Source organism: Sulfurovum sp. TSL6, from assembly GCF_019972115.1.
Lineage (GTDB): Bacteria > Campylobacterota > Campylobacteria > Campylobacterales > Sulfurovaceae > Sulfurovum.
Window position 1 is genome coordinate 756,044 of the sequence record NZ_BPFJ01000001.1, and the last position, 11,846, is coordinate 767,889.

The window sequence follows — 11,846 nt, forward strand, 5'->3', positions numbered from 1 at the left end:
TTAGGTTTATTATATGTTATTTTATTAGTATATAACTTTTTTATATACTTGTCAAACATATGTATCGTTTGCATTCTGTAGTATAGTTACCATTCAGATATCGTAATATGCTATACTACTCTTAACCTGTCACTTTAATGTGTGAGGAGGAAAACATGAAAGCTTTGATCATCAGTGCAGACCTTTTTGAAGACTGTGAGTTAAAAATACCCTATCAGTTCCTTCGAGAACTGGGCATAGATGTAGACATCACTTCTATGCATAAGGGTGCTATAAAAGGGAAACATGGGTTTAATGTATATCCCACAATCACACTGAATGAAGTGGATCCGGAACAGTATGATATACTGATCCTCCCTGGAGGCAAAGGCCCTTCTTTGATACGCAAAGATATAAAAGCGCTAGAGATCGCCCGATACTTCTTTGATCATAATAAATTGGTTGCAGCCATATGCCATGGTCCCCAGATACTCATTTCAGCAGGCTTAATGAAAGGTAGAGTTGCTACAGGGTATCAAAGTATTGCAGATGAGTTAAAAGAAGCCGGTGCCATATATAAAGATGAAGAAGTTGTCGTAGATAAAAATCTGATCACTTCCAGACAACCTTCAGATCTGCATGCTTTTATGAAAGCTATTAAAGAGTATTTATATTATGAGTCCAAAAGATAAAGAAATACTCCACTCAAAAAACGTTGTCAAAGAACGGTTCACTCTAGAAAAAGATTTTTGTCATGCACTCCTTGTCAAAAAGCCAAAGTTCGGTTTTGGTGGCTTTGGTGAGGCAGTCTATTACCGTACCTACAGTCGGATCAAATCTGACGGTTCCCAGGAGCATTGGGCCGATACGGTCACTCGTGTAATCAATGGCGTGATGTCAATACGTAAAAACCATTATGTTTTGAACTCTCTAGTCTGGGATGAAGCAAAATGGCAAAGCTATGCTCAAAAACTTGCTATCTCCATGTTCGATATGAAGTGGCTTCCACCAGGAAGAGGTTTATGGATCATGGGTACAGAGTACATTTATGAGCGTGGAGGTGCAGCGTTAAATAATTGTGGAGCCGTAAATACAACAGATCTTTCGCTGGCAGCAGAATGGACCATGGATATGCTGATGTGCGGTGTTGGAGTCGGTTTCAATACTGCATGGGAAGGTGAAAATGTTTCTATACCCAACAAAAAGAAAATCACTTACTATGTCATACCCGACAGTAGAGAAGGATGGGCAACCTCAGTACGGTTGCTGATTGAAAGCTATACAAAACGGGGTATCTGGTTTACATTTGACTATAGCAAGATCCGTCCTAAAGGTTCCATCATTCACGGGTTTGGCGGTACTGCATCGGGTCCTGCCCCATTAAAGGCACTGCATGAACGTATAGAGCACTATCTAGAGAGCTATTGCAGAGGTCACATTGATCAGACACGTTGTACTGCTGATGTCATGAATGCAATCGGTGTTTGTGTCGTTGCAGGTAATGTACGTAGAAGTGCGGAGATAGCCCTTGGATCGGCAGCTGATAAAACTTTTCTTGAACTGAAAGATTATACTAAAAATCCAGAGCGTGCCGATATCGGCTGGATATCAAACAATACGGTTATATTGGAAGGTACTGAAGATTTTAAAACACTTCCACAGATCGCAAAACATATTCGTGACAATGGAGAACCGGGCATCATGAACCTGATGAATGTTCAAAAATATGCACGTTACGGTGACAAATCCAAAGACAGTGCATCGCTAGCAAACCCCTGCTCTGAAATTCCTTTAGAGAGTTTTGAACTCTGTAATCTCTCTGAAGTCTTTCCGTCACGCTGTGTCAATGAGGATGAATTTTATGAAGCATTAGAGTATGCGACTTTCTATGCTTCAACAGTCTCTTTGCTACCAACACATCGTCCTGAGACAAACAAAATCATGTTACGAAATCGTAGAATAGGCGTCAGTATTTCCGGTATTGCAGATATGCTTGATATCTATGGCAAAACAGAGCTCACACGCAGACTGAGAAAAGGTTATACTCTTGTTCGTGCAGTGAATCAAAAATTAGCATCAGAAGCAGATATTCCTGTATCGATCAGGGTCACAACTGTTAAACCTTCAGGTACTATCAGCCAATTAGTAGGCTGTAGTGCAGGTATGCACTTTCCAACATTTCAATATGCAATACGCAGGATGCGGGTCGGTAACACATCTCTTATCTGTAAGGTACTAAAGACAGCAGGTGTACCCTATGAAAATGACCGTTCTACTGCCAATACAACTGTTTTTGAATTTCCTGTAGATCATGGCAAAACAAGAAATGCAACGCTTGTTTCTGCATGGGAGCAGTTTTCCATCTTAGCAATGTTACAGAGCGAATGGAGTGATAATATGGTAAGTTGTACTATATATTTTGATCCAAATACAGAAGGTCCCCAAATCGATGACATGCTGAGACAGTTTGTGCCACTCATCAAGTCGGTCTCAATGCTGCCACACTCTGATACGGGTGCTTATAACCAAATGCCGTATGAAGGGTTAACAAAAGAGCAATATGAAGCACGTCTTGCAGAGATGCCCTCTATTGACTGGAACACTTTTGCCAATAACAAAACTATCTCATAAATGATGCAATGACCTTTTTGTAATCAGGATGATGATGTACAGTGTTATGCCCTACATCACTGAGTCTCACAACTTCAATCTCTCTATACTTAAAAGAATCGATAAGATTTTGGGTATTTTCATAAGGTATTATCCTGTCATTAGCTGCAACTATGATCAATGTGTCTGTAGTGATCTTATTAGCTCTTCCAGCCGAATCTAATCGTTCTTTCACGATGAGATCCATCGGAAAAAATCTGTAGAGTTTTTTACCTACACTTACCGCACTATCAAAAGGTGTCACAAGAATAAGCTTATCTACATCACGTTTGGAAGCCAAGTATGTTGCTACAGCCCCTCCTATACTTCGACCCATGGTCGAGAGTGCACTATGCTGTTTAATAAAATGATCGTAAACAAACAATGCATCACTGTACAAGCCTTCTTCATACGGAGATCCGCTACTGCCTCCATAACCGCGGTAGTTGACGAGGTAGACTGTACGGTCGGCAAAAAGTGTTCGAAAATCATCGATATTGTATGCAACGTTCTCAGCATTACCTCCAAAGTAGATAAGCGCTTTCTCTTTGCCCGGGTTAAGTGTCCATACCTTGATACGTACTTCACCTGTATCTAGTACAGTATATGCAGTATCCCGAACACTTACCTCAGAAGTAGGCAAGTAAATCATCTGTCGTTGAAAGAGAAAAAGTAAAAAACACATGAGCACGTAAGCGATACTCAATACAGCTATAAATGAAACCATTTTTCTACCCTTTATTGCATTCTCCATCATACTATGATCCCTTATGCATTAAGATGTAGCAATCCTTGTTAAAAAAGTAACCATCAAGAAGTATGTATGATTAAGCTACTCTTTTACGATTCCCTTCATAAACTGCTGTAGATCTGTCGGGAACGGGAAGATCACTGTATTTGTTTTATCATTGGATATATCACTCAAAGTCTGCAGGTAACGTAATTGTATTCCATGAGGATTGTCGCTAAGAATTTTAGCCGCTTCAACAAGGTTTTTACTTGCTTCAAGTTCTCCTTTGGCATTGATCACTTTCGCACGACGTTCCCGTTCCGCTTCTGCCTGTTTAGCAATGGCACGTACCATGCTTTCATTAAGGTCTACATGCTTGATCTCAACATTGGAGATTTTGATCCCCCAAGTATCAGTCTGTTTATCAAGTATCTCCTGTATATCATAATTCAATTGTTCCCGTTCTGCAAGCATTTCATCAAGTTCATGTCGACCCAGGACGGAACGTAGAGTCGTCTGCGCAAGCTGGCTGGTAGCAGCATAAAAATTCTCTACCTGTATAATCGCTTTTTCAGGGTCAACTACACGAAAGTAGACTACTGCATTGACATTCACAGAAACATTATCATGAGAAATAACATCTTGCTCTGGTACATCCAAAACAATAATACGTAGGTCCACCCGTTCCATTCTCTGTATAAACGGTATCAATATGATCAGACCTGGGCCTTTCACCCCAGTAAAGCGACCAAGTGTAAAAATTACACCACGCTCATATTCACGTAAGATTCGAATGGCAGCAGCCAGAAAAATAATCAGTATCATCACGATATAGACGGTGGTCATTGGTAGTATAGGTAACATAATTTACTCCTTTATTGGATTGACGTGCAGAACCAATCCTGATAGACTCTCTACACGCACTTTTTGACCGATTTCAAGGTCACTCTTAGATTCAGCATACCATACTTCACCATGGCAACGCACACGATATCTTTTTTCTGATGATTCAAGGACTTCGGCAATAGAACCGACCATCTCATCTGCACCGGTTACTATTTTGACAGATCTGGATTTGATAAGGAAACGTATCACAAAGATGAAAAAAACCAGACTCACCAAGGAGAAGGCTATGATAAGTGGAATGGAAACGCCACTTCCCAGTGTATCGGCATCAAAAAGAAGCAGTGAACCAAAGGCAAAAGCAGCGACCCCACCTATCCCTAAAATGCCAAATCCTGTGATCAACACTTCAGCAACCATCAATGCAATCCCTAAGAGTATCAGCAGCAATCCCGCATAATTAAAAGGAAGCATATTTAATGCATACAAGGAGATCACCCCTGATATGACCCCGATCACTCCTGGGAATATGGCACCTGGATTCATCAATTCAAAAAAGATCCCATATATGGCTATAAGCAAGAGCATATAGGCAATATTTGGGTTGGTAATAGTCAATAAGAATTGTGTTTTCCAGTCAGGTTTAAACGTTTGTATCACTGCATTTTTTGTTCTGAGTGTAATCTCTTTCCCGGAAACAGTAAGTGTTGTTCCATCAAGTTTATTCAATAGCTCAGTGCTATTTTCAGCCATCAGATCGATTACATCATAACGCAACGCATCTTTGGCAGAAATACTTTTAGCCTCTTTAACCGCCTCTATTGCCCATGTAATATTACGATCATTTAATTCAGCGAGACTTTTGATGTAAGCAATGGCATCATTGATCGCTTTTTTCTCAAGCGTAGTGGGACTGGTTGCGTTAGCATCTGCAGTCATAGGCGTGGGCATCAGACTAACAGGAGTAGCAGCACCAAGGTTTGTTCCGGGTGCCATGGCTGCAATATGTGAAGCATAAAGAAGATATGTTCCCGCACTTGCAGCCCTTGCACCTTTTGGAGAGACATAGGTGATCACAGGAAGTGTACTGTTTGTGATCACCTGTATCATCTCACGCATAGAAGTAGAGAGACCTCCAGGTGTATCCAGTTCGATCAATATCATCTGGGCATTGTGATGCTCTGCAGTTGCCATACCTTCTTTAAGATAGTTACTGCTTGCAGGTCCCACTGTACCTTTTATCTCTAATTTTATGATAGTTGAAGTGCTAGAAAAAAGTGGCAAAATTGTTATAAGCAACAAAAAAAGCAAGCGTTTCATCTTAATTCACCTCTCATCAAGCATTAAAGATAACTAAAATCTATAATACCCAATAAGCAAAATGAAAGTCAAGTATCATAATTCAAAAAATAGGTATACTATTGACATGAATAATCATAAAGAAATTAATATTCTTAAGATTGAAAGAACTATCCTGAAGCTATCAAATGTGGTCAAAGAGCTTGCAGTCTTTATGCACAACAATCAACTCTTTGCGCTCATCTATCCGAATTTTCAGGAAGCTAAAGAGTGTAAGATCATACGTCTTGAAAATGAGATAAAATGGTATGCAGTAGAACTCTATAACATCAAAGCCCCAAAAGATCAAAAAATCAAAGGCTATCAAATCGTACAAACACCTCTTCCAAAGAATGACAAAGGAGAAGTGAAAAGATCTGAACTTGAACGGTTCATGAAAGAAGAAGCACTGCGTAGTAAAAATCTGGAAGCTGAGCCTAAAGATAAAGTCTATCAAAGTATCAAGCTTTTTCTCTCTACCCTTACTGCCGAGCCTATCACACCATTATCCCATCTTGAACTCGATCTTCATCTTGACTCGCTGAACTATATTGAGCTTTTTACTTTTATAGAGAATTGTTTCGGTGTAGATATTGACGAAGCACAGTTTTCGCAGATGTTGATACTGAATGCACTCTGCAAGTATGTCAATGAAAAAAAACAAAAAATCACTATTAGCGATATAAACTGGAAAACTATTTTAAATGAAAAGATCAGCTTTGATCTTAACTACTCTCCCCTGCCTATCATGATATATAAAACGTTTTTCTTACCCTTGTATAAAATTTACTTTTCACTAAAGGTCTCAGGCTTTGAAAACTTTCCAAAGCAGCCATGCATCATCGCACCAAGTCATCAGAGTATGCTCGATGGTTTTATACTTGCTGCTGCTTTGCCCTATGATGTTTTGAAAAAAACATTTTTTCTAGCTTATCAGGCAGTTTTTGGTACAAAGATCATGCGACCTGTCATACAAAACTCCCAAACTATTCTTATCAATGTCAACAAAGATCTTAAAGCCTCTATGCAAAAAAGTACTCTTCCGTTAAAAAGTGGACAAAATCTTGTTGTATTTCCAGAAGGAGCAAGGTCACGGGACAGAGAACTTTTAGAGTTTAAAAAATTTTTTGCGATCCTTTCGATCGAACTTGATATTCCTGTGGTGCCAGTTGTACTGGATGGCACATTTGAAGCGATGCCCGCAGGTAAAATTTTTCCAAGACCTGCACCTGTCATCATCAAATACCTAGATCCCATCTATCCAAAAGGACTAAGCTATGATGAGCTTGTAAGCAAAGTCAAAGAAGCGATACATAAGGAGATGATCAAACATCCTCTGTATCGTTGATCAACTAAGTCTGGTGCGCACTTCATCTGCAGCTTTGTTTGCATCCACTTTCATAAGCAGTATTGCACCTAGGATAAAAAAGATAGCCACAGAAGCGATACCTACTCTGGAATTCTCAGTGATCAAAGCAACCATCCCGATCAAAAATGGTCCTAAGATCGCGGCAGTTTTCCCCAAAAAATTATAAAATCCAAAAAACTCGGCCGCATATTCATCGGGTATCATCTTGGTATAGTATGATCGGCTCAACGCCTGAATACCTCCCTGCACTAATGCAATCATTGTTGCCAATATATAAAATTCATAGATCTCATCCATGAATGCTGCCCAGAATGTGATAATAAGATAGATACATATGGCTAAAAGAATCGCTTTTTTTGTATCCCAATTTTGGGCCAGTTTGGCAAAAACAAGAGTTGCAGGGAAACCGACAAACTGCACAATCAAAAGTGATAGAACCAAGCTCTTTGCATCTAAACCTATTGCCATTCCATAATCTACTGCCATTCTTATAATTGTATCTACTCCATCTATATACAGCCAATAAGCCATCAAAAAAAGTAGCAGCCCTTTGAGATGTTTAATCATTCTGATCGTCTCAGCAACTCTACGGTATCCCTCTAATATGATTTCAACCGTTCTTTTATCTTTTACAGGTTTCTTTTCTTTCACAAATAAAAACAGAGGTAGAGAAAAGAGCATCCACCACAAAGCAACAGATATAAAAGATATCTGCACAGCTTCTATAATGCTGCTAAGTCCAAAAAAAGAAGGATCCTGATACATCCAAATATTAAGTGAAAAAAGTATTCCCCCTCCAAGATATCCTAACGCAAATCCAAGTCCGGAAACGAAATCCACCTTTTTCTCTTCAGCCACTGACGGTAAAAGTGCATCATAAAAGATGTTTGAACCCATAAAACCTATATTTCCAAGTGCATAAACAAATACAGCTGCTTCCCAGGCACCCTTATCAACAAAAGAGAGTGCTGCACTCATTAAGATCCCAAGATAGGCGAAAAGAAACAAAAACCTCTTTTTCAACCCACCTGCATCAGCTATAGCACCAAGCAAAGGAGCGATGAGTACAATGAACAAACTCGAAATAGAATTGGCAAAACCAAGTTGCGCTGTACTAACAGTGACATCAACATTTGCACTAAAGTACCCTTTGAAAAAAATGGGAAAAAACCCTGCTATGATGGTTGTGACATATGCAGAATTTGCCCAATCATAAAATGCCCATGCATAGATGCTTCTGTTTGTACTTTTTTCCATAGCTACATCATGACCTATTTTGGATAAAATAGAGATTATGAATTTTCTAGAACTTTTTAAAAAGCCAAATCTTATCGCAGCACATCGGGGTGACCGCTCACAAAAACCGGAAAATACATTAAGTGCAATTAGGTCATGTATCGGTAAATGTGACTTTATCGAAATTGATGTACAGCTTACAAAAGATTTGGTACCTGTGATCATCCATGATGATACTCTTAGTCGAACCAGTGATGTCTCAAACATAGAAAAATTTAAAGATCGTACGCCATGGAGAGTCTCTGATTTCACACTGAAGGAACTTCAAAGCCTCGATTTTGGCAGTTGGTTTAATCACGGGTATGAACCGATTCTTACTTTGGGAAAAGCACTCCTGTTTGCAAAAGAAGAGCATCTTTTTATAAATGTTGAGATCAAAGATATGTCAAACACTTTTGCAGATGATATGGTTGTTAAAATTATTATCGATATGATTAAAAAAACACAAACCGAGCATTTAGTGCTTCTTTCATCCTTTTATCATCATTATCTTCCCATGTGCAAAAAACTCTCTCCACAGATTCCCACTGCTGCTTTACAAACACATAAACATCCAGATAATCTCATCGATTATCTTCATACTTTGCAAGTGGATGCCTATCATCCTGATGATAAGATCACCAACCAAAAAATTGTGTTCTCATTAAGAGAAGCAGGCTTTTTTGTCAATGTGTTTACGGTCAATAAAACTGAGCGGCGAAAGAAGCTATTTGACTGGGATGTCAATGGTGTTTTTACCGATTATTTAGTGTAGAGTATTATTTTTGTGCTAAAATAAATTAAAGGTACCGCTAAAGATCATGTATGATTTTAAGAATTTAGATGCGTCCTTTAAATAAAGTTGTGGAGATCTTAGATGAAAAATTATATTTATAATACGAACATTGGAACCTTTGAAATACGGCAGATAAGCCATTTGCTTTATCAACTCTGGATGGGGGAAGAACTGCTTGGTGAATATGCCAGTGCGGAACTGGCTGCAGAAGATGTAGCTGCTTTTGATACTGACTATGCAGCATGGGATCAACTCAAAAATGAACTGGATGATGTGCCAACGGATCTTTCAAAATGGGCAGCTCGCGTAGAGGAAACACCTCGCAAGTAATGCAGTATTCCCATAATTTTGCTAAAAATAACAGCATAAAGTTCATCGCTGATTGCCATCTTGGAAAGCTGGCAAAATTTCTTCGACTTATGGGTATCGACACGCTTTACTTTCCCCATATAGAAGATGATGCGCTGCTTCAACTAGCAAAAAATGAGGATCGCACTATTCTTACCAGAGACCGTTGCCTTTCTCAACGTAAAAATGCTCCAGTATTTTTTTTAGAGCCCAAAGAGACTCAATCACAGCTAAAATTACTGATAGACTTGTATAAGCTAAAAGAACACCCTGCTTCCTTCAGCCGATGTATCGTCTGCAACACTCCACTACAAACGATTGACAAGGAAAAGATTATAGAAAGACTGCCAGAAAAGGTCAAAAAGTATTTTAATTATTTTGAATACTGTCCTAAATGTGATCGTATCTACTGGCGTGGTGATCATTACCGACGTATGAAGGCGTATTTGGATCAGGTATTGGAGTCTTAACAAATAAAGGATGATAATGTCAAAACAGCTATTGTGGTTGATAATATGGGGTGTAACCTTTGGATATATGGAGTCAGCTGTCGTTGTATATCTGCGGGAAATATATTATCCCGAAGGTTTTGCATTTCCTTTGGTCATAATTCAAGATCGTATACTGTTGACCGAAGTACTCCGTGAAGCAGCAACACTGCTCATACTCTGGGCAACTGTATCTCTGACGTACAAGAGACTGCAAAGCCGTTTCGCAGCTTTTCTCGTACTCTTTGGACTATGGGACATCTTTTACTATATATTTTTGAAACTGCTTCTAAACTGGCCAGAAAAGGTGAATACTTGGGATATACTTTTTCTGATCCCTTCGCCGTGGGTTGGACCGGTCTGGGCACCAATCCTTGTCTCCCTCGGATTTATCTATGCCGGTACGACCATACTGATGCGCAACCATCAAAAATACTTTTTTCAGTTTGGTAAAGGTTTTATAGTGTTTGAACTTATTGCAGCACTTCTCATTATCATTTCATTTATTATCCCTGGTGTATCTGTGATTGAGCAGAGTCTCCCAACCCACTTTCCGTGGTATCTATTTCTCACAGGATTTCTCACAGGGCTAGGTATTTTTCTTTATTACTTTCACAATTCTGAGCATACCAAATAAGAACTAATATTCAAAACATCATATGGGGCAAAATACTATCCAAATCATCTACTGGTCTTTAAAGAATTTACTGCCTGCTAATTGATCAGTCCTCTTTCTCTCAGCCACTCCCTACTGATCTTTACTAATTTTTTTGTCAATTCAGGTTTACGTGGATGCATATGACCTTCATCAAGAATCACAACCGTTTTAGGCTGCGGTACCATTCGATGCAGCTTTTCCCAACTGTATCTTGAGACCTGATCATCTCTTGTACCATTGATGAGAAGAAATTCATTATTCATATAGGGTAAATGACGTACTGGTTCTATACTATAGATAGCCGTTTCACCAAGCAATGCAGCAATTGAGCGCCATGGCGAATCAATTTTATCCATATTCATGTAGAGAAGATCAGATATGTCTGCACCTGCATAGGCGATAACACCTGGATTTAGTACTTCATCATGGCTGTCAGCCAGATGGTAGATCGCTGGTAAAAACATCGCACCAAAGCTAAAACCTGCAAATGTAACACGCCCTTTCTCTGTCCACGGTTGTTTGGACACCCATTTATGTAAGGCCACTACTTGAGCCGGTACGTTCAACATCGATTTTCTAATCACGGGGATCTCAACAATTGGTGTGCCTTCATACCAATACTCCGGTGTGTAAGGATATTTAAAGATGACATAAATATTTTCTCCCGGATCATGTATGAGTCTAAAAATATCTGCATCTACTTCAAGACCACCCAAAATAATGACAACAGGAATCCCTTCCTTAGGAATAACTGTCGGCTCAGAAATAATTGCTTTGATATTTCCCAGGTATTCCGTTGTCAAAACAATATGGCGGTATGTCCGTTCAGGAATCTCATCTAGTGTTAGGTTATATCTAATATCATGAGAGAGTTCAACTTTACCAGAGTAAAAATCGATGCCTGCCAGGGCATCACGGTTTCGCTCCCAAAGTACCCAGCTACCAAAGACTAGAAAAAGTATCAAAAAGATGGAAAGTAGTCCGAGTAAAATTACTTTTGCAATTGCAAAGAGTGAAACTTTCATTTCTTAATCTTGATGTTGGCTATTTATCATCACATCATCCTTTTATAAAGCTTTGAAATTTATTCCGTGAATTCAAATCTCTTCATACTCCAGTTCAAAGTGATATTCTGAAAAATTCCTCTCAAGCATTTGTTCGATCTTTTCACGATATTGTGTAGATTTAAGAGAGTTTGGAGAGAGAAAAACAAAAGCAATATCAGCCTCTTTAGCATACTCACCACTTATATCCATCACTGACAGATTAAATGCCTTAAGCTTTTCTTTCATACTGTTGGTGACACTTCTTCGTCCTTTGAGTGATTGGACATATGGTAGTTCCAGATGAAGGATACAGCTACAGATGATCAT

The 11,846-nt window shown here is 39.1% G+C and carries 13 protein-coding genes; 7 read left to right on the forward strand and 6 right to left on the reverse strand.

Annotated features, from left to right (window positions below):
* Positions 1-155 precede the first annotated feature (155 nt).
* Together LDM93_RS03770 and LDM93_RS03775 are read left to right on the forward strand one after the other, a co-directional pair.
* Complete coding sequence (locus tag LDM93_RS03770; protein ID WP_223890734.1) at positions 156-671, forward strand: type 1 glutamine amidotransferase domain-containing protein; 516 nt, start codon at positions 156-158, stop codon at positions 669-671.
* The gene (locus LDM93_RS03775; protein ID WP_223890735.1) at positions 655-2,610 is read left to right on the forward strand and encodes a fused protease/ribonucleoside-triphosphate reductase; all 1,956 of its coding nucleotides are present in this window, start codon (positions 655-657) and stop codon (positions 2,608-2,610) included. Before LDM93_RS03770 ends, LDM93_RS03775 begins: the two co-directional genes overlap by 17 nt.
* Here LDM93_RS03775 and LDM93_RS03780 read toward each other — a convergent pair.
* The 3 genes from LDM93_RS03780 to LDM93_RS03790 form a co-directional block, all read right to left on the reverse strand.
* Positions 2,600-3,385, reverse strand: a complete 786-nt coding sequence (locus LDM93_RS03780; RefSeq protein WP_223890736.1) for an alpha/beta hydrolase — start codon at positions 3,383-3,385, stop codon at positions 2,600-2,602. The two genes, LDM93_RS03775 and LDM93_RS03780, sit on opposite strands and share 11 nt — an antisense overlap.
* A gap of 75 nt (positions 3,386-3,460) precedes the next feature.
* Entirely contained in the window at positions 3,461-4,222 is a 762-nt protein-coding gene (locus LDM93_RS03785; RefSeq protein ID WP_223890737.1) for a slipin family protein, read from the reverse strand.
* 3 nt (positions 4,223-4,225) lie between these two features.
* Positions 4,226-5,521 (reverse strand): nodulation protein NfeD, encoded by a 1,296-nt coding sequence (locus LDM93_RS03790; RefSeq protein ID WP_223890739.1) that lies wholly within the window; start codon positions 5,519-5,521, stop codon positions 4,226-4,228.
* 106 nt (positions 5,522-5,627) lie between these two features.
* Here LDM93_RS03790 and LDM93_RS03795 point away from each other — a divergent pair, with 106 nt between their 5' ends.
* On the forward strand, positions 5,628-6,887 hold the full coding sequence (locus LDM93_RS03795) for a 1-acyl-sn-glycerol-3-phosphate acyltransferase (protein ID WP_223890741.1): 1,260 nt from the start codon (positions 5,628-5,630) through the stop codon (positions 6,885-6,887).
* On the opposite strand, the gene LDM93_RS03800 is transcribed toward LDM93_RS03795, so the two are convergent.
* A complete protein-coding gene (locus LDM93_RS03800) occupies positions 6,888-8,165 on the reverse strand; it encodes an MFS transporter (RefSeq protein ID WP_223890742.1) in 1,278 nt (425 codons plus the stop codon).
* Between the two features lie 37 nt (positions 8,166-8,202).
* On the opposite strand from LDM93_RS03800, the gene LDM93_RS03805 reads away from it, so the two are divergent.
* The 4 genes from LDM93_RS03805 (at position 8,203) to LDM93_RS03820 (ending at position 10,452) form a co-directional block, all read left to right on the forward strand.
* A complete protein-coding gene (locus LDM93_RS03805) occupies positions 8,203-8,958 on the forward strand; it encodes a glycerophosphodiester phosphodiesterase family protein (protein ID WP_223890743.1) in 756 nt (251 codons plus the stop codon).
* A 102-nt stretch (positions 8,959-9,060) separates the two neighbouring features.
* Entirely contained in the window at positions 9,061-9,309 is a 249-nt protein-coding gene (locus tag LDM93_RS03810; RefSeq protein WP_223890744.1) for a hypothetical protein, read from the forward strand.
* Positions 9,309-9,797, forward strand: coding sequence for a Mut7-C RNAse domain-containing protein (locus LDM93_RS03815; RefSeq protein WP_223890745.1), 489 nt, complete (start codon positions 9,309-9,311; stop codon positions 9,795-9,797). The genes LDM93_RS03810 and LDM93_RS03815 overlap by 1 nt, the downstream gene beginning before the upstream one ends.
* Before the next feature lie 16 nt (positions 9,798-9,813).
* Positions 9,814-10,452, forward strand: coding sequence for a hypothetical protein (locus tag LDM93_RS03820; RefSeq protein ID WP_223890746.1), 639 nt, complete (start codon positions 9,814-9,816; stop codon positions 10,450-10,452).
* A 77-nt stretch (positions 10,453-10,529) separates the two neighbouring features.
* Here LDM93_RS03820 and LDM93_RS03825 read toward each other — a convergent pair whose 3' ends face one another.
* The gene (locus LDM93_RS03825; RefSeq protein WP_223890747.1) at positions 10,530-11,498 is read right to left on the reverse strand and encodes a S9 family peptidase; all 969 of its coding nucleotides are present in this window, start codon (positions 11,496-11,498) and stop codon (positions 10,530-10,532) included.
* Positions 11,499-11,570: 72 nt separating this feature from the next.
* Positions 11,571-11,846, reverse strand: coding sequence for a DUF503 family protein (locus tag LDM93_RS03830; RefSeq protein WP_223891024.1), 276 nt, complete (start codon positions 11,844-11,846; stop codon positions 11,571-11,573).